Genomic DNA, 17,713 nt, shown 5'->3' on the forward strand with positions numbered 1-17,713 from the left:
AATACGCGCATTCTAGTGGAGTGCAGATTCTATGAAATCCCCCAAAGTCGGTTTTGTTTCTTTAGGTTGTCCTAAGGCATTGGTAGATTCCGAACGAATTTTAACTCAGTTAAAAACTGAAGGTTATGATGTCGCATCTGATTATGAAGGTGCTGACTTAGTTGTTGTCAATACATGTGGTTTTATTGAATCTGCAGTACAAGAGTCCTTAGACGCGATTGGCGAAGCCATGAATGCCAATGGTCGTGTCATTGTGACAGGTTGCTTGGGTAAAGATGAAGATAAAATTCGTCAAATGCATCCCAACGTATTAAAAGTGACTGGCGCGGCTGCTTATCAGGACGTGATGGAAGCGGTGCATCAATATGTTCCTGAGCCACCAAAACATAATCCATTTATTGATTTGGTACCTGAACAAGGCATTCGTTTGACGCCTAAACATTATGCCTATCTTAAAATTTCAGAAGGCTGTAACCATCGCTGTACTTTCTGCATCATTCCAAGCATGCGTGGCGATTTAGTTTCGCGTCCTGTGGGTTCGGTATTAGAAGAAGCTGCGGCACTGAAACGTGCAGGCGTAAAAGAAGTATTGGTAATTTCTCAAGATACTTCTGCCTACGGCGTAGATACCAAATACAAATTGGACTTTTGGAACGGTCAGCCTGTTAAAACCAAATTCTATGATATGTGTGAAGCCTTAGGGCAATTGGGTATTTGGGTGCGTTTGCACTATGTCTATCCATATCCGCATGTGGATGCTGTAATTGATTTAATGGCACAAGGCAAAATTTTGCCTTATTTGGATATTCCATTCCAACATGCCAGCCCGAAAGTATTAAAGTTGATGAAGCGACCTGCGCACAGCGAAAACACGTTGGAGCGTTTAAAACTTTGGCGTGAAAAATGCCCTGAGCTGGTGATTCGTTCAACCTTTGTGGTGGGTTTTCCAGGCGAAACAGAAGAAGATTTCCAAATTTTGCTCGACTGGCTAAAAGAAGCGCAATTAGACCGTGTTGGTTGCTTTACTTATTCACCTGTTGAAGGTGCGGCAGCAAACGACTTGCCAGATCATGTGCCAGAAGAAATCAAGCAAGAACGCTATGAGCGTTTTATGCAGGTTCAGCAAGAAATTTCAGCAGCTAAACTGCAAAAACGTATTGGTCAAACCATGACCGTGTTGGTAGATGATTTGGAAGAAGAATTTCCAGTCGCAGTGGCACGTTCTTATGCAGATGCGCCAGAAATTGATGGCAACGTCTTTGTAGAAGATATTGACAAGAGCGTGATTAAAGCAGGTGATTTACTTGAAGTTGAAATTACCGATGCCGATGAATACGACTTATTTGCCAAGCTGATTCAGGTCAAATCTGCATAATGCTTTGCAGATTTGGATTGCTAGCTGTAAGCCATACAAATTGTAAAAAATTAAAGTTTAGAATTTAGAATTGGAGTAATGACAATGTTAGATTCAAAAAAGCCACGTTATGCACGTATCTTGTTGAAACTATCGGGTGAGGCACTTGCGGGTAATAAAGACATGGGGATTGATGCGCAAGTGCTCGATCAAATGTCTTTGGCAATTGCACACTTGGTCGGTTTAGGTGTGCAAGTGGGTATTGTTGTCGGTGGTGGTAACTTATACCGTGGCAGCCAATTACAAAAAGATGGCTTAGTTGGCCGTGTAACAGGCGACCAAATGGGTATGTTGGCAACGGTGATGAACGGTTTAGCCATGCGTGATGCCTTGGTGCGCCGTAACATCAAAACCCGTTTAATGTCTGCATTGCCTATTGGTACAGTGGTTGAGTCTTACTCAAGCCGTGATGCGATTCGTCACCTGACTCAAGGTGAAGTGTGTGTGTTCGTTGCGGGTACAGGCAATCCATTCTTTACCACAGATACAGCAGCATGTTTACGTGGTATCGAAATCGAAGCTAACTTGATCTTAAAAGCGACCAAAGTAGATGGCGTATATAACAAAGATCCAAGCAAATACGAAGATGCGGTGAAATATGACACACTTACATTTGACCAGGTGTTGGATGAAAAATTAGGTGTTATGGATTTAACTGCAATCTGCTTATGCCGCGATCACAATGTGCCGTTGCAAGTTTTTGATATGAATAAAGCAGGTGCATTGCTTTCTGTAGTGATGGGCGAAAAAGAAGGTACTCACGTTACGAACTAATGTACGTGAGCCACAAAGCTCTTTATACTACGGTCTAATTTAACCCTATATTTTGACTCAAATTTTAGAATACAGTAAGGAAGATCTTATGATTAACGATCTTAAAAAAGACAGCGAAGAACGTATGAGCAAGACTTTAGAGTCTTTAGAACATGGTTTTGCCAAAGTACGTACAGGTCGTGCACATCCATCAATTTTAAATGGTGTGATGGTTTCTTACTACGGTTCCGATGTGCCACTTAACCAAGTAGCCAACATTGGTGTAGAAGATTCACGTACCTTATTGGTTCAGCCATTTGAGCGTTCAATGGTGTCTGCAATTGATAAAGCAATTCGTGAGTCAGATTTGGGTCTAAACCCAATCACAGCCGATGCAATTCGTGTACCGCTTGCAGCATTGACTGAAGAAACTCGTCGTGACATGCAAAAAGTTGCGCGTTCTGAAGCAGAAAATGCCAAAGTTGCTATTCGTAACATCCGCCGTGATGTATTGGGCGACATCAAAGCATTATTGAAAGATAAAGAAATTTCTGAAGATGATGAGCGCCGTGCAGCAGATGACATCCAAAAAATCACAGACAAATACGTTGCAGAAGTAGACAAACGTCTTGCTGCAAAAGAAGCTGAGTTGATGAAGGTCTAATCAATGACCACATCGGAAGACAGCGCGTCTTTGCCAAAACATGTTGCCATCATTATGGATGGCAACAATCGTTTTGCAAAAAAAAATCAAATGCAAAAAGGGGAAGGACATCGCTCTGGTAAAGATGTACTTGACCCGATTGTTGAACATTGTAGAAAAAAACACATTCAAGCTTTAACCGTTTTTGCTTTTTCGAGTGAAAACTGGAATCGTCCGCAGTTTGAAGTGGATTTACTCATGCAATTGCTGGAAACCACAATTCATGAGCAATTACCACGCATGGAAAAATTCAATATTGCCTTACGTTTTATTGGTGACCGTTCACGTTTGTCGCCGCATTTGCGTGAGTTAATGTTGCATGCCGAACAAAGGACTGCTAATTTCAACAGCATGACACTCACAATTGCCATTAGTTATGGTGGTATGTGGGATATGGCACAAGCTGCAAAACAAATTGCAGCAGATGTTGTGGCGCATAAAATTGATATTGAACAAATAGATACACAAATTTTTGGTCAATATGTCAGTCTGGCAGACCTACCACCTGTCGATCTGTTGATTCGTACAGGTGGCGATTTTAGATTGTCCAACTTTTTACTTTGGCAAGCTGCGTATGCTGAATTGTATTTTACCCAAACCTTGTGGCCTGAATTTAGCATAGAAGAATTTGACGATGCACTGGCAGTATTTGGTGGTCGCGAACGTCGTTTTGGTAAAACTTCTGAGCAAATTCAACAAGAGAAAATTGAGAATTAATACATGTTAGAGCGGATTATTACCGCATTGGTATTGGTTGCTGTGGTGTTGAGTTGTATGTTTGCAACTCAGTCGCACTATCCAATGTTTATGCTGATGATTGTTGCAGCAGGGGTTGCGGGCTATGAGTGGTTCAAACTCATGCCAAGAAAAACTAAATATATCCTCAAACCTGTGGCTTGGGGCTTTGGTGTATTGACTGCCGCTTTGGCAGCAATGGCACTTTATTTTAGTGATATTGCCTTGTTACTTTGGGCAGCTTCTATTTTGACATGGTTACTCAGTATTTATTGGGTCAAGTCTTATCCAGAATACGATGCATGGTATAACCCAAGCTTAAGTTTTATTGGTTTTATTCTAATTTCTGCTGCGGTCACTGCAATTTTTTCCGTATGGAATAGTTCGCCGTGGTGGTTAATGTACTTGTTCTTGTTGGTTTGGGGTGCAGACTCAGGTGCTTATTTTGTTGGGCGTAAACTGGGCAAGAAAAAACTTGCACCGAATGTCAGTCCAAACAAATCAGTAGAAGGCTTATATGGCGGTGTTTTTACTGCCATGCTAATCGTGATTGTTGTTGAAGTGGTGTATTTAGACCTGACTTTGGCACAACATATTTTATTCCTGATTCTTTCGGTGATTACGGTATTTAGCTCGGTATTGGGCGATTTATTTGAATCCATGATCAAGCGCCGTGCAGGTATTAAAGACTCTGGGCGCGTCTTGCCAGGTCATGGTGGTGTGCTAGATCGGATTGATTCTTTGCTTGCAGCAGCTCCAATTTTTGCTGCGGGTATGTATGTTTTAAAACTTATTGGCGTAGATTTATAAATGTCACAAGCTGTTTGTATCTTGGGTGTGACAGGTTCAATTGGACAAAGCACCCTAAAAGTACTGCAACAACATCCTGAGCAGTATTCAGTTTTTGCCGTGACGGCACATAGCCGAATTCAAGAACTGGTTCAAATATGCAAACAGTATCATCCTAAAATTGTGGTTGTACCTGCGGCAAAAGTTGATGAATTGCAGCAGTTACTTGCACAGCAACACATTTCAGGGATTGAAATTTTAAGCGATGAGGCGGGTTTAATCGCAGTTGCCGAACATCCTGAAGTGGATGTGGTGATGGCAGCCATTGTCGGTGCGGCAGGTTTATTGCCTACACTGGCTGCGGTTAAAGCGGGTAAGCGCGTGTTATTGGCCAATAAAGAAGCCTTGGTGATGTCGGGCGACATCATGATGCAGGCGGCACGTGAACATGGTGCTTTGTTATTGCCTGTAGATTCTGAACATAACGCGATTTTTCAATGTTTGCCTGAACATTATTTACAAACCGAAAGAAATGGACAACCTAAGTTAGGCGTATCACAAATTTTACTGACTGCTTCGGGCGGTCCATTTTTAAATCATAGCCTAGAAGAACTGCAACACGTTACCCCTGCTCAAGCGTGCAAACATCCAAATTGGTCTATGGGACAAAAAATTTCGGTAGATTCTGCAACCTTGATGAACAAAGGTTTGGAATTAATCGAAGCGTGTCATCTTTTTGCAATTTCAGAACACTTTGTTACAGTTGTAGTTCATCCACAGAGTATTATTCATTCCATGGTTCAATATGTGGATGGTTCAACTTTGGCGCAAATGGGTAATCCTGATATGTGTACGCCTATTGCGCATGCTTTGGCATGGCCGCAGCGTATCCAAACGCATGTTCCGCCTTTAGATTTGTTTGTCAATCATCAGCTTGATTTTCAAGCACCCGATACCACACGTTTTCCTGCCTTAAGTCTGGCACGTCAAGCCATGCAAGAAGGTGGTCTGGCGCCTGCTATTTTAAATGCAGCAAATGAAATTGCTGTTGCAGCATTCTTGCAGCAAAAAATTCGTTTTACTGAAATTGCGACAGTGGTTGAGCATACCTTGAACCAAATACAAAATTCAGCCGCAGAAAGCATTGAACTGATTTTGCAGGCAGACCAAAATGCTCGTGCTATTGCACAGTATTTTGTGTTGAATAAAGGAAGCTAAAGCATGAGTGCCTTATTTATTGTGGTTGCAGCGATTCTTTTGCTAGGACCTTTAATTGCAATTCATGAGTTTGGGCACTACTTTGTTGCACGTAAATTAGGTGTCAAAGTTTTGGTGTATTCCATAGGCTTTGGGCCAACCATTTTAAAATGGACGTCTAAAAAATCGGGGATTCAATATCAGCTTTCGGCACTGCCTTTGGGTGGCTATGTCAAAATGCTTGATGAACGCGAAGAAAACGTTGCAGAAGCAGACCTACCTTATGCCTTTAATCGTCAGCATCCGTGGAAACGTATTGCGATTGTGGCAGCAGGTCCGTTAATCAACCTGATTTTTGCCATATTATTGTTCTGGCTATTATTTTTACCCTCTCAAGAACAGTTGAATACCCGTGTGGGTAAGGTACTGGCAGATACACCTGCGGCGGCAGCGCAAATGCAAGTAGGTGATAAGATTACCGCCATTGATGGTACGCCTGTGACGACATGGGAAAAGCTGAACTTTGCCTTGGTAGATCGTGTAGGTGAAACAGGCAAGATCCAGGTACAGGCGGAACGCGCAGGTGAAATCAAAACATTTAGCTTACCCATTCAAAATTTCTTAAATGATCAATCCCAATCACCTTTAGATATCTTGGGTTTTACACCGTATCGCCCACAAATTCCTGCAATTGTCAGTAAGTTAAGTGAAGATGGTGCGGCCATTCGTCAAGGTATGCAAGTCGGCGATCAAATTATTGCGATTGATGGCGTCAAAATGAATGACTGGTACGATGTGGTACAAGTTGTTCAAGCATCGTCAGAAAAATTACTGAAAGTAGATGTGCTGCGTAACAATCAAGTACAGCAACTGGAAGTGATGCCGCAAGGCAAACGTGACAATATGGGCAATGTTTCGGGTGTATTGGGTGTGCAAAGTGATCCTGGAAAAATTGTCATTCCAGAAGATTTTAAGCAAACCATTCAATACAGCCCGAGTGAAGCTTTATTTATGGCGGTAGATAAAACAGGTCAGCTGTCTAGCATGATTCTGAATTCTATTGTCAAAATGGTACGTGGTTTAATTGGTTTAGATAACTTATCAGGCCCAATTACTATTGCCAAAGTCGCAGGGCAAAGTGCGGAAATGGGGTGGCAAACTTTTATTTCCTTTATGGCACTTATGAGCGTAAGCTTAGGAATTCTAAATTTATTGCCAATTCCAATGTTGGATGGCGGGCATTTAGTTTATTATTTTATCGAGCTGATTCGTGGAAAACCTGTTTCTGAACAAATACAATTAGTTGGTTTAAAAATTGGTATGGTACTGCTTGGAAGTATGATGCTCCTTGCATTATTTAATGACATTATGCGTTTATAACAACGTAGATACGAAATAAATTTAACATTGGAAAAGACTGGCATGCAGCACACACATTTATTTATGCCCTTGGCACTGGTTAGTGCAATGGCGGCAACACAACAAGTATATGCAGCAGATGAATTTATTGCGCGAGATATAAAAATAGATGGTCTTGTTCGTTTAACGCCAGCCAATGTCTATGGAATGATTCCAGTGAATAGTGGTGATCGTGTCAATGAAGCAGTGTTGGCCAATGCGATTCGTTCACTCTATGCCACAGGTTTGTTTGATGACATTCAGGCCAGTCGTGAAGCCGACACTTTAGTGTTTAAAGTGGTTGAGCGCCCAATCATTTCTAAGGTTGAATTTAAAGGCAATAAACTGATTCCAAAAGAAGCGTTGGAAGATGGTTTAAAGAAAATGGGTGTGGCTGAAGGTGAAGTACTGAAAAAGTCAGCACTACAAACTTTAGAATCTGAACTTGAACAGCAGTATATGCAGCAAGGTCGTTATGATGCGGATGTACGTGTCATTACCACAGCACGTCCAAATAACCGTGTAGATTTAACTGTAGAGTTTGTTGAAGGCAAAGCTGCCAAAGTGGTAGATATCAACATCATTGGTAATACGGTATTTAAAGAAAGCGACATTAAGCAGGCGTTTGCAGTTAAAGAAAGTAGCTGGAGTTCGATTGTTACCCGTAATGACCGCTATGCACGCGAAAAAATGGCAGCAAGCTTGGAAGCATTACGTGCGTTATATCTTAATAAAGGTTATATCAACTTCAATATCACTAACTCTAGCTTGAACTTGAGCGAAGACAAAAAGCATATTTTTGTTGAAGTTTCGGTGGATGAAGGCGAGCAATTCAAGTTTGGCAAAAGCAAGTTCTTGGGCGATGCTTTGTACAAACCAGAAGAACTGACCGCACTGCAAATTTATAAAGATGGTGAAACCTATTCACAAGAAAAAGTGAATGCGGTGAAACAATTGTTGCTACGTAAATATGGCAATGCAGGATATTACTATGCCGAAGTTAATATTGTGCCTCAAATTGACAAAGAAACGAAACTGGTCGATTTAAACTACTACATTAACCCAGGTCAGCAAGTTACAGTGCGTCGTATTAACTTCGCTGGTAACAGTAAAACTGCCGATGAAGTGCTTCGCCGAGAAATGCGTCAAATGGAAGGCGCATTGGCAAGTAATGAAAAAATCGGCTTATCTAAAGTCCGTTTAGAACGTACAGGTTTCTTTAAAACTGTTGATGTTAAGCCTGTGCGTATTCCCAACGTGCCTGACCAAATTGACTTAAATGTTAATGTAGAAGAACAGCACTCAGGTACCAGTACTTTGGCGGTAGGTTTCTCGCAAAGCGGTGGTGTGACATTCCAAGCTGGTTTAAGCCAAACCAACTTTTTGGGTACAGGTAACGCAGTTTCGATTGATTTATCACGTTCTGAAACCCAAGACTATTATAACTTGAGTGTGACTGATCCATACTTCACGATTGATGGTGTGCGTCGTGGTTACAACATGTACTACCGTAAAACCAAGTTAGATGATAATTATAACGTAAACAATTATGTGACTGATAGTTTCGGTGGTGGAATTAACTTTGGTTACCCAATTGATGAAAACCAAAGCATTAGTGCAGGTTTAAACATTGACCAGACTGAAGTTACAACGGGTAATCGAGTTTCAACGTATATTCGTGACTATTTATTGGAAAATGGTGGTAAAGAAATTGGTTCATCAAATTATTGTGTAGATAATAATGATCCTTGTACAACAGAACTTAAAGCTGATCGTTTTTCTGGTGATTATTTAACTTACAATCTAAACTTGGGATGGTCGTATAACACCTTAAACCGTCCAATTTTCCCAACCAATGGTATGTCGCATCGTGTTAATGCTGAAATTGCTTTGCCTGGTAGTGATGTAGAATTCCAAAAAGTGACTTATGATGCACAGGCTTATTTCCCATTAGGCAAGGATTTTGTCTTACGTGGCTATGGTAAGTTAGGTTTTGGTAATGATTTGCCGTTCTATAAAAACTTCTATGCGGGTGGTTATGGTTCGGTGCGTGGTTATGACAACAGCACGCTTGGGCCTAAATATGACAGTGTTTATGCAGAACATAATTCATTGGAAAATTACGATTTGGAAGAAGTGGGCGGTAATGCTTTAGTCCAATTCGGTACAGAATTGGCGTTACCAGTGCCATTTAAAGGGGATTGGACACGTCAAGTTCGTCCAGTGATTTTTGCAGAAGGCGCACAAGTCTTTGATACTCAGTGCGATATTTCTTCATCTGCTGACTTAAGAAAGTACTGTAAAGACAATTACGGCTTCGACTTCGGTGAAATGCGTTATAGCGTGGGTGTAGGCTTTACTTGGATTACCATGATTGGCCCATTGTCACTCAGCTATGCGTATCCGTTGAATGATAAAGATGGCGATGACACTAAAAATATCCAATTCGAAATTGGTCGTACTTTCTAAGTACGACCCGTGTTGGATCGTTTAAACACAGGATGTAGCATATGAAAAAAACAATATTGAGTTTGGCATTGTTTGGTTTATCTACACTGGCTACAGTGACACATGCTGCAGGCTATGGTGTAGTAAGTTTAGAGCGTGTTGTCGAAAATAGCAGTTATCTCAAACAGCAAAATCTGGCTTTGCAACAGTCTGTCAAACCACAAACCACTAAGCTTGAGCAACTGACTAAAGAGTTAGAAACCATGCAGCAACGCGCGCAACAGACTACGAATTTATCAGACGCTGAAAAGCAAAAAATGAATACACAGTTTCAAGCGAAATTGAAAGAATTTAATGGCTTGCAACAAGTGGTACAAACCCGTGTTCAGTCAGAATTGTACAAAATTAACGATGGTTTTGAAACTCGTTTAAAGCAAGTTGCTGAACAATTGCGTAAAGAAAATGGTTTAGATGTAGTTTTGAATAAAAACTCGGCACTTGCCTATGACCCGAAGTATGATTTAACTGATAAAATGATCCAAAAGGTCAACGCACTTAAATAATCAATGAGTTCCCAACATTATCGCTTAGAAGAAATTGCTGGTTTAGTTCAAGGTCAATACATTGGACAAGCCGATTTACGTTTGCAAGGTTTGGCAAGCCTTGAGTCTGCTCAGGCGCATCAACTTGCATTCGTGAATGGCGATAAATATTTAGCGCAAGCACGTAGCTCCCAAGCGGGAGCTTTAATTGTGACCGCTTCACTACAAGCCGAGTTAGACAATCATCACAACTTTATTGTGGTCGATAATCCATATCTGGCTTTTGCAATTTTGACTCATGTATTTGAGCGCAAGCATACGCAACGTGGTATAGAAAGCACAGCCCAAATCCATCCATCAGCCATCATCGCCGATAGTGCCTATATTGGTCATTACGTCGTAATTGGTGAAAATTGTGTGGTGGGTGACAATACGATTGTGCAATCGCACTGTAAAATTGATGACTTTGTCGAAATTGGTCAACAGTGTTTTATTGATTCACACGTGACTTTGACAGGCGCAGCCAAGCTTGGACATCGTGTGCGCATACACGCCAATACTGTAATTGGCAGTGAAGGCTTTGGCTTTGCACCTTATCAAGGCAAATGGCATCGTATTGCACAGTTGGGTTCGGTGATTATTGGCAATGACGTTCGTATTGGCTCGAATTGCAGCGTAGATCGCGGTGCACTAAATGATACAATTTTGGAAGATGGTGTCATTATTGATAACCTTGTGCAAATCGCACATAACGTCAAATTAGGTGCTCATACGGCCATTGCAGCAAAAACTGCCGTGGCTGGAAGTGTGACAATTGGCAAAAACTGTATCATTGGTGGTGGAAGTGCAATTTCAGGGCACTTAAATATTGCTGATAATGTGACTTTGACAGGAATGTCAATGGTCACAAATAATATTTCTGAATCAGGAAAATATTCGTCAGGTATAGGCTTGTTTGAAAATCAAAAGTGGAAACGTACTGTTGTGCGCCTCAGACAATTAGCAGATGTGCCATTGACCCAATTGGTGAAAAGACTTGATGATATGCAATCTCAAATTGAGTCCCTTGAATCAACTTTTAAATTGCGTAAATAATTATGATGACTGAGTCGAATTCTAGCACCTTCACTAAACCTGAATTGCCAATGCACATTCAAACCATTCGTGAATATTTACCCCATCGCTATCCGTTTTTATTGGTAGACCGCATTGTAGAAGTCACTGATAACGGTATCGTGGGTTATAAAAACGTATCTATCAATGAAGAATTCTTGCAAGGACACTTCCCGAATTATCCGATCATGCCAGGTGTTTTAATCGTTGAAGCGATGGCACAAGTTTCGGGCATTTTAGGTTTTATCATGAATAATGAGAAACCGAGCGCAGGTTCTTTGTTCCTTTTTGCAGGCGCAGAAAAAGTTCGATTTAAAAAACAAGTCGTTGCAGGCGATCAACTTGTATTAAAATCTGAATTAGTTATGCAAAAACGAGGCATTTACAAATATAATTGTATTGCCACCGTTGATGGCGTCGTCGCAGCAACCGCGGAAATTATGGTTTCGCATCAGAAAACAGAGCAAGCATGAGCAATAACCCACTCATTCACCCAACCGCTATTATTGACTCATCTGCAGTAATCGCTTCAGATGTCACGATTGGTCCATACTGTATTATTGGCCCAAATGTAACGATTGGTGAGGGTACAAAACTTCATTCGCATGTGGTGATTGGTGGTTACACCCGTATTGGTCAGCACAATGAAATTTTCCAGTTCGCCAGCGTAGGTGAGGTCTGTCAGGACTTAAAATATGCAGGTGAGGAAACTTGGCTAGAAATTGGTGATCACAACAAAATTCGTGAACACTGCAGTTTGCATCGTGGTACGGTGCAAGACAATAGCCTGACCAAAATTGGTAGTCACAACTTACTTATGGTCAATACACATATCGCACATGACTGTATGGTGGGTGATCACAATATTTTTGCCAATAACGTGGGTGTGGCAGGTCATGTGCATGTTGGGGATTATGTGGTTGTCGGTGGAAACTCTGGTATTCACCAATTCTGTAAAATTGACTCTTATAGCATGATTGGTGGTGCATCGCTTATTCTTAAAGATGTGCCTGCGTATGTCATGGTTTCTGGTAATCCTGCACATGCATTTGCAATGAATGTGGAAGGAATGCGTCGTAAAGGCTGGTCGAAGGATGTGATTCAAGGTCTTCGTGAAGCCTTTAAACTCATTTACAAATCTGGATTAACCACTGAGCAAGCCATTCAGCAAATTCGCAGTGATATTTTGCCAAATGTGGCAGAAGCGCAGCGTTTAATTGATTCTTTAGAACAATCTGAACGTGGTATTGTGCGTTAAGGTTTGAGTTTACCGAATACGGCAAGCTTCAGAATATTAAAAGACATCCTCGGATGTCTTTTTTTATTGGCTTATTTTAAAAATCTTGCTTCTTCAGACTTTGGATATTGGCTCAGAATTTTACTTTTGTATTGCGCTGCTAAAGTAGGTTTGTGATCTACATCTTGCGCTATGCTATATAAGCGATATAAGGCACTTGATGCTTTTGCAGATTGGGGATACTTTGTTGCTACAATTTCAAAATTCTTTTTGGCTTCGGTGTAATTGGTTGGCTCAATTGCTAAATTAAATTCAGCTAACCAAAAATACGCATTGCTGATATACACACTGTTTGGGTGGTTTTTAATAAAGTTTTGCATAGGTGCAATCGCTTTTTTGGCACCACCTTGTTTATAGGCATCCAATGCAACAGTATAGGCTGCTTTTTCCAGCTCAATATTGGTATTTAAACCTTGAGCTGTTGGACTCACATGCGTTGTATTTTGCACAGATTGCGTGGCATTGTTGTTTAACTGGTTGTTGCTGGCGCTGGGTGCAGTATCTTTTTGGTTATCCTCCTCAGCGGTAGGAGCAGATTCAGGGTCTATTTTTTGTTGGAGCAGTTCTAGACGTTGATCTAAATCGGTATAGCGATTTTGCAATTCATGTTTGAGCTGCGCAATTTCATTGTCTTGTTCTTCAATTTTGCCACGTAACTGGCGGATGTCATTTTCAAGTTGCTGGTTTTTTTGCATCAACTGCCAATTGATATTGGTGGGTACATTGGCAGTTGCCATATTACTCGTTGCAATCGCAGGGCTATTGGCATACCTAGCACTGCTTTGGCTGAGATTGTGGCTTTCAATTGGAATATTGGCAAATATAGGCGTTGAGCACAGTAGGGCAAGAGCACAAAGTGCATGCTTTTTTAGCATAATTGAATATCCATCTTAATCTTGTATAAGTGAGTCCTTGTAAGCATATTGGACTCAACCTGTTGATTTGGTCATTTTCCACATTTAAAACGTCCACGCGTGGAATTGCAATAAGCTTTTACAAACTTATCATCAATCTCAGCGCAATATGGGTAAATCTAGGATTTAAATCTCGAAATAATTTTATGATGGGTTAGTTAGACTAAATTTTAAATGACGTTATTCTATAAATGTCTTCAATTGTTTTTAAAATAATCAATTGGATAGCATTATAAAAGGAAATACAGAACAACGCTTGCAAGTTTGTTAAAAATCTCTATACTCTGTTTTTGCAATGGTAGCCCTGCTGGTTACTTCGCAATTGTACTCTACGAACCCCGTCAGGACCGGAAGGTAGCAGCGGTAGTGGAACTATGATGTGCCGAAGGCTTGCTGGTAGGGTTGCCACCAGTTTTGAAATAATAATTCTATTTATCTTCTACTTATTTTGATCTTATATCCACTATTTTAAAAATCCTGCTCTTTCCTACGAATTGCTTTCATAATCGCATCCATATCAAAGCCCCGATACTGTAAAAAACGAATTTGTTTGGCTTTAAGTTTTGGCTCGTTTGCGACTTCTGTGCCGAATTTTTTCACTTTCAGTTGATAGGCTTGTTCTGCCCAATCAGTTTCTTTAAGTTCTTCTGAAATTAAACTGCTATCCACTTTTTTGTTTTTAAGAGCCATTTTAATGCGATTTGGCCCTTTACCTTGGCGCTTTTGGCTAGCCAGTAACATTTCTGCAAGACGCTGATCACTCTGATAATTTTCGCGTGCCAGTTCATTGACTAATTCAATCACTTCATCACGGTTTTCTGCATATAAAGCCAATTTTTCAATTAAGTCATTTTTAGAATATTCTTTACGAGTTAAGACAGCGAAGGCATAGCTACGTAGACGAGAACCTGTCAGTCCTGGGCGTTTGCTTTGCTGTTCGTCAGGGTCTTCAATGTATTCTTGATCATCAATGGCATCTGTATAAGCAGGGTATTGTTTATTAATGTTAGGCGCAGAATTTGAGGCAAAATGCAGGGCAGATGTTGTTTCTGAATATGCCTGCTTAGTTTGGCTGCATGATTGCTCATCTTCGCCAAATTGTTGTTTTAGCGCAGCATAATCAATCAGTTTGGGGAATTTATTTTCAGACATGGTAATGCTTCCATATACAATAAAACGCTCCGTAGAGCGTTCTATTTAATTCAGTTTGTTGTGTTCATCTTAGCGCATGCTTTAAACATCAAGTAAGTCGAATTCTTCTTCGTCTTTATCTTCTACAGGTGCAGCTTGACCTGTCGTGAGTAGTTGTTCACGAATAATCGCTTCGATGCCTTTAGCAAGCTCTGGATGTTCTTCAAGATGGCGAATGGTGTTGTTTTTACCTTGACCAATTTTATCGCCTTGATAAGAATACCAAGCACCAGCTTTTTGCACGATATTTTGTTGAACAGCTAAATCGACCAGCTCGCCCAAATGGTTAACACCTTTACCGTAAAGAATTTGGAACAATGCTTCTTTAAATGGAGGTGCCATTTTGTTTTTCACAACTTTGACTTTGGTTTCAGAACCAATAATCTCGTCACCTTCTTTCACTTGACCTACACGGCGAATATCTAAACGAACAGAAGCATAAAACTTCAATGCGTTACCACCAGTTGTGGTTTCTGGGCTACCAAACATTACACCAATTTTCATACGAATTTGGTTAATGAAGATCACCATACAGTTCGAGCGTTTGGCATTACCTGTGATTTTACGCAAGGCTTGGCTCATTAAGCGTGCTTGTAAGCCCATGTGTGAGTCACCCATTTCGCCTTCAATTTCGGCACGAGGGGTTAAGGCAGCTACGGAGTCGACCACAATCATGTCGATTGCGCCAGAGCGTACCAACATATCGGCAATTTCAAGAGCTTGTTCACCGTTGTCTGGTTGCGATACTAAAAGATTGTCAATATCTACACCAAGTTTACGTGCATATTGAGGATCAAGCGCGTGTTCGGCATCAATAAAGGCACAAGTTCCACCAGCTTTTTGACATTCTGCAATGGCTTGCAAGGTCATAGTTGTTTTACCTGATGATTCAGGGCCGTAAATTTCAATGATACGACCTTTAGGTAAGCCACCAATACCCAATGCAATATCTAGGGTCAATGAGCCTGTAGATACGGCTTCTACCGCTTGCACAGTGTTGTCACCAAGACGCATGACTGTGTTCTTACCAAATTGTTTTTCAATCTGGCTTAACGCAGCGTTTAACGCCTTGCTTTTATTCTCATCCATCTTACAACCTCAATACGATGTCACGAAACAATATACTCAAGTGGATGCATTTACTTAAATCTTTTCCACATGCAATATAGTGACAGAATTTGTCCTGTAGTTCTATTTATATCACGGGCTGTACGACAGCCTGTGACGCTCTATTTAATCATCATTATATGACCAAAATTGGTCAAATTGCTGATCATTCTCTTGTTTAAATTTGCTGATGTCACGACGGTCTTTTTTACTTGGTCGATGATCAGGTCGTGCTAGATTATGCAACTTTCTTTGGGTCGCAATCAATTCCCTGCGTGCAATACTCACTTCAGTTTCTTCATAAAGTTGCTGAGCGACAGGGGCAGGGCCGCGTACGCCGGATAATGCCTTGACCAATACGGTTTTCTTATCAAAACCTTGTTGAATGGTCAGCTCAGTTCCCACACGAATTTCTTTGGAAACTTTAACGCGCTCGCCATTGTGATGTACTTTGCCGCCTTCAATGGCAGCTTTTGCAATAGAGCGGGTCTTGAAAAAACGTGCAGCCCATAGCCATTTATCAATTCGGATCGTTTCAATGGCTTCGTGGGACGAAGTTTTAGGCATATTTTTGAGTGTCCTCAAATTGTTCTAAGACAGGAATTAAATCTGTTAATTGGTACAACATAGGGTAATTACAAGTCTGACGCGTAGGTTTTGCTGAGGATGGCTGGGCAATACTATATAAGTGTCCAATCCCAAAGGCTTTAGCACCATTAAGCACCTTTTCGGTGTCATCTATAAAATAGCAATCTTCAGGATTAAATGCATGTTGTTGTTGCAATGTTTGCCAAAATTCAACGCGCTCTTTGGCATAACCAATACTTTCAGAACTAACAATCACTTCAAAATACTTTGCTAAACCTGTATGTGCTAATTTAAAGTCTAAACCTGCACAATCGGCATTGGTGGTGAGCCAAATGTGATAGCCATTATTTTTTAAATATTCCAGTAACTCGATAGCTTGTGGACGCAACGTGACTTGATCTTTATATTCAAGTTGCATCGCAAGCATATCTACCCCCACTTTAGCCGTCCAAAAACGTGAGGAATACCACTCTAAGGTGTGGCTATGCGCTTGATAAAAATCGTATAAAATTTCTTTGCTGCGCTCTAAAGAACAGGCGTGTAATTCTGCATAGCGAATAGGCAGTTGTTCATTCCAAATAAAATCATCATAAGCGAGATCTAACAGCGTTCCGTCCATGTCAAACATGATGATATTTTTGTGCATTTAGATATCCTAAACCATAAAGCAATTGCCAAAAGGCAAATAAAACTGGCTCATTTAAACATGCTTGAGGCATAACTCAAAATTCTGTCTGATTATTCGCCAAATTGTGTTAGGCTAAACAGATAAGCACTGTGCAGGTGTTGCATATAAATAGGTGAGATGGGGCAGTTGTAAAAAGTAACTGTAGCGTTCACAAAAAACAATTTTTTTGACATATTTCTGTATTTGTTTGTCTGTATAAGCATAGAAATTGAGTGGTAAATTTTTTAAATTAGGGAGCTAGTAATGGCTTAACAACAGTATTTAGATTTAAAACACTTAGATAAACAACTCGATGAGTTTGAGAAAAAGAAGAAAAAAATTAAGAAAATGCGTATCGGCTATAAATTATATGCGCATTTAATGGGCGATGAAAAATTCGCCCATCATGTTTCAGAGTCGGCATTAAACCCAGATAAACGTAGTTATCGTAAAGTGAAAATTAAAATTACCTCAGATGAAGGGGAGTTAACTTTTTTGGAAAAGGATTGATTAATTTTTGATTTAAAATCTAGGTTGATTTTTATTATGTGTACAAATTTGTGTACCTTTAAATCTAGCCCGATTGATGCAGATCGGGCTTTTTTATACCTTAATTCTATGAATGGTTTGGAATGAATTGGAATTCTTTTATAAGTCAAAATTTGATCATAAATCATTAGTAAAATTAGTATTGAAAGTTTCTTCTCTTGCGCCATGTATGGCTCAAGATGGGCTTTGTTGCACAAACCTATCTGTAAAGGCTTTTTCAGCGATATAATTTTCAAATGAAGAAGCCTACACACAAAATCTACCGCACAACCAATTGGCCCGCATATAACCGAGCACTCATGAGTCGC

At 40.4% G+C, this 17,713-nt stretch carries 17 protein-coding genes, 1 other RNA gene and 1 pseudogene; 13 read left to right on the forward strand and 6 right to left on the reverse strand.

From position 1 onward, the window contains the following. Positions 1 to 31 precede the first annotated feature (31 nt). From rimO to lpxA, 12 genes are all read left to right on the forward strand, one after another. The gene (gene rimO / locus FTU71_RS07370) at positions 32 to 1,375 is read left to right on the forward strand and encodes a 30S ribosomal protein S12 methylthiotransferase RimO (RefSeq protein WP_096901422.1); all 1,344 of its coding nucleotides are present in this window, start codon (positions 32 to 34) and stop codon (positions 1,373 to 1,375) included. Between the two features lie 84 nt (positions 1,376 to 1,459). Beyond that, entirely contained in the window at positions 1,460 to 2,188 is a 729-nt protein-coding gene (gene pyrH, locus FTU71_RS07375; RefSeq protein ID WP_004976712.1) for a UMP kinase, read from the forward strand. An 88-nt stretch (positions 2,189 to 2,276) separates the two neighbouring features. Continuing rightward, positions 2,277 to 2,831, forward strand: a complete 555-nt coding sequence (frr, locus tag FTU71_RS07380) for a ribosome recycling factor (RefSeq protein WP_179993855.1) — start codon at positions 2,277 to 2,279, stop codon at positions 2,829 to 2,831. Positions 2,832 to 2,834: 3 nt separating this feature from the next. Continuing rightward, positions 2,835 to 3,587 (forward strand): polyprenyl diphosphate synthase, encoded by a 753-nt coding sequence (gene uppS, locus FTU71_RS07385; protein ID WP_179993856.1) that lies wholly within the window; start codon positions 2,835 to 2,837, stop codon positions 3,585 to 3,587. Between the two features lie 3 nt (positions 3,588 to 3,590). Then, positions 3,591 to 4,415: a CDP-archaeol synthase gene (locus FTU71_RS07390; protein ID WP_179993857.1), complete on the forward strand. Its 825-nt coding sequence runs from the start codon at positions 3,591 to 3,593 to the stop codon at positions 4,413 to 4,415. Next, positions 4,416 to 5,612, forward strand: coding sequence for a 1-deoxy-D-xylulose-5-phosphate reductoisomerase (ispC, locus tag FTU71_RS07395; protein ID WP_179993858.1), 1,197 nt, complete (start codon positions 4,416 to 4,418; stop codon positions 5,610 to 5,612). 3 nt (positions 5,613 to 5,615) lie between these two features. After that, positions 5,616 to 6,971 carry an RIP metalloprotease RseP gene (rseP, locus tag FTU71_RS07400; RefSeq protein ID WP_179993859.1) on the forward strand — a complete coding sequence of 452 codons (1,356 nt, stop codon included), beginning with the start codon at positions 5,616 to 5,618 and terminating at the stop codon, positions 6,969 to 6,971. A gap of 186 nt (positions 6,972 to 7,157) precedes the next feature. Further along, entirely contained in the window at positions 7,158 to 9,458 is a 2,301-nt protein-coding gene (bamA, locus tag FTU71_RS07405) for an outer membrane protein assembly factor BamA (RefSeq protein WP_373682975.1), read from the forward strand. Positions 9,459 to 9,499: 41 nt separating this feature from the next. After that, complete coding sequence (locus FTU71_RS07410) at positions 9,500 to 10,000, forward strand: OmpH family outer membrane protein (RefSeq protein WP_096901426.1); 501 nt, start codon at positions 9,500 to 9,502, stop codon at positions 9,998 to 10,000. Positions 10,001 to 10,003: 3 nt separating this feature from the next. Beyond that, on the forward strand, positions 10,004 to 11,074 hold the full coding sequence (gene lpxD, locus FTU71_RS07415) for a UDP-3-O-(3-hydroxymyristoyl)glucosamine N-acyltransferase (protein WP_004976698.1): 1,071 nt from the start codon (positions 10,004 to 10,006) through the stop codon (positions 11,072 to 11,074). A gap of 2 nt (positions 11,075 to 11,076) precedes the next feature. Then, the gene (gene fabZ / locus FTU71_RS07420) at positions 11,077 to 11,565 is read left to right on the forward strand and encodes a 3-hydroxyacyl-ACP dehydratase FabZ (protein ID WP_004976697.1); all 489 of its coding nucleotides are present in this window, start codon (positions 11,077 to 11,079) and stop codon (positions 11,563 to 11,565) included. After that, positions 11,562 to 12,350 carry an acyl-ACP--UDP-N-acetylglucosamine O-acyltransferase gene (gene lpxA / locus FTU71_RS07425; RefSeq protein WP_019836491.1) on the forward strand — a complete coding sequence of 263 codons (789 nt, stop codon included), beginning with the start codon at positions 11,562 to 11,564 and terminating at the stop codon, positions 12,348 to 12,350. Before fabZ ends, lpxA begins: the two co-directional genes overlap by 4 nt. Before the next feature lie 71 nt (positions 12,351 to 12,421). Here the strand turns inward: lpxA and FTU71_RS07430 are convergent, their stop codons facing one another. Further along, a complete protein-coding gene (locus FTU71_RS07430) occupies positions 12,422 to 13,267 on the reverse strand; it encodes a YbgF trimerization domain-containing protein (RefSeq protein ID WP_179993865.1) in 846 nt (281 codons plus the stop codon). A gap of 341 nt (positions 13,268 to 13,608) precedes the next feature. Between FTU71_RS07430 and ffs the strand changes: the two genes are divergently transcribed. Beyond that, positions 13,609 to 13,705, forward strand: an RNA gene (gene ffs / locus FTU71_RS07435) — signal recognition particle sRNA small type. A 66-nt stretch (positions 13,706 to 13,771) separates the two neighbouring features. Here the strand turns inward: ffs and FTU71_RS07440 are convergent. From FTU71_RS07440 to FTU71_RS14515, 5 genes and pseudogenes are all read right to left on the reverse strand, one after another. After that, positions 13,772 to 14,455 carry a regulatory protein RecX gene (locus FTU71_RS07440; RefSeq protein ID WP_179990156.1) on the reverse strand — a complete coding sequence of 228 codons (684 nt, stop codon included), beginning with the start codon at positions 14,453 to 14,455 and terminating at the stop codon, positions 13,772 to 13,774. Between the two features lie 81 nt (positions 14,456 to 14,536). Continuing rightward, positions 14,537 to 15,583, reverse strand: coding sequence for a recombinase RecA (gene recA, locus FTU71_RS07445; protein ID WP_004976691.1), 1,047 nt, complete (start codon positions 15,581 to 15,583; stop codon positions 14,537 to 14,539). A 144-nt stretch (positions 15,584 to 15,727) separates the two neighbouring features. After that, positions 15,728 to 16,168 carry an RNA-binding S4 domain-containing protein gene (locus FTU71_RS07450; RefSeq protein ID WP_004976690.1) on the reverse strand — a complete coding sequence of 147 codons (441 nt, stop codon included), beginning with the start codon at positions 16,166 to 16,168 and terminating at the stop codon, positions 15,728 to 15,730. Then, complete coding sequence (locus FTU71_RS07455) at positions 16,161 to 16,835, reverse strand: HAD-IA family hydrolase (protein ID WP_179993860.1); 675 nt, start codon at positions 16,833 to 16,835, stop codon at positions 16,161 to 16,163. The genes FTU71_RS07450 and FTU71_RS07455 overlap by 8 nt, the downstream gene beginning before the upstream one ends. Before the next feature lie 464 nt (positions 16,836 to 17,299). Continuing rightward, positions 17,300 to 17,713: pseudogene (locus FTU71_RS14515) on the reverse strand (hypothetical protein); the annotation flags it as partial.

The sequence above is a fragment of the Acinetobacter sp. YH12136 genome, assembly GCF_013418545.1.
In the GTDB taxonomy this organism is placed as follows: Bacteria; Pseudomonadota; Gammaproteobacteria; order Pseudomonadales; family Moraxellaceae; genus Acinetobacter; species Acinetobacter towneri.

What these genes read in the sequence shown, in the direction of transcription:
- rimO (WP_096901422.1), top strand. Translation starts at nt 32, where the DNA reads ATGAAATCCCCCAAAGTCGGTTTTGTTTCTTTAGGTTGTCCTAAGGCA.
- pyrH (WP_004976712.1), top strand. Translation starts at nt 1,460, where the DNA reads ATGTTAGATTCAAAAAAGCCACGTTATGCACGTATCTTGTTGAAACTA.
- frr (WP_179993855.1), top strand. Translation starts at nt 2,277, where the DNA reads ATGATTAACGATCTTAAAAAAGACAGCGAAGAACGTATGAGCAAGACT.
- uppS (WP_179993856.1), top strand. Translation starts at nt 2,835, where the DNA reads ATGACCACATCGGAAGACAGCGCGTCTTTGCCAAAACATGTTGCCATC.
- FTU71_RS07390 (WP_179993857.1), top strand. Translation starts at nt 3,591, where the DNA reads ATGTTAGAGCGGATTATTACCGCATTGGTATTGGTTGCTGTGGTGTTG.
- ispC (WP_179993858.1), top strand. Translation starts at nt 4,416, where the DNA reads ATGTCACAAGCTGTTTGTATCTTGGGTGTGACAGGTTCAATTGGACAA.
- rseP (WP_179993859.1), top strand. Translation starts at nt 5,616, where the DNA reads ATGAGTGCCTTATTTATTGTGGTTGCAGCGATTCTTTTGCTAGGACCT.
- bamA (WP_373682975.1), top strand. Translation starts at nt 7,158, where the DNA reads ATGATTCCAGTGAATAGTGGTGATCGTGTCAATGAAGCAGTGTTGGCC.
- FTU71_RS07410 (WP_096901426.1), top strand. Translation starts at nt 9,500, where the DNA reads ATGAAAAAAACAATATTGAGTTTGGCATTGTTTGGTTTATCTACACTG.
- lpxD (WP_004976698.1), top strand. Translation starts at nt 10,004, where the DNA reads ATGAGTTCCCAACATTATCGCTTAGAAGAAATTGCTGGTTTAGTTCAA.
- fabZ (WP_004976697.1), top strand. Translation starts at nt 11,077, where the DNA reads ATGATGACTGAGTCGAATTCTAGCACCTTCACTAAACCTGAATTGCCA.
- lpxA (WP_019836491.1), top strand. Translation starts at nt 11,562, where the DNA reads ATGAGCAATAACCCACTCATTCACCCAACCGCTATTATTGACTCATCT.
- FTU71_RS07440 (WP_179990156.1), bottom strand. Translation starts at nt 14,455, where the DNA reads ATGTCTGAAAATAAATTCCCCAAACTGATTGATTATGCTGCGCTAAAA.
- recA (WP_004976691.1), bottom strand. Translation starts at nt 15,583, where the DNA reads ATGGATGAGAATAAAAGCAAGGCGTTAAACGCTGCGTTAAGCCAGATT.
- FTU71_RS07450 (WP_004976690.1), bottom strand. Translation starts at nt 16,168, where the DNA reads ATGCCTAAAACTTCGTCCCACGAAGCCATTGAAACGATCCGAATTGAT.
- FTU71_RS07455 (WP_179993860.1), bottom strand. Translation starts at nt 16,835, where the DNA reads ATGCACAAAAATATCATCATGTTTGACATGGACGGAACGCTGTTAGAT.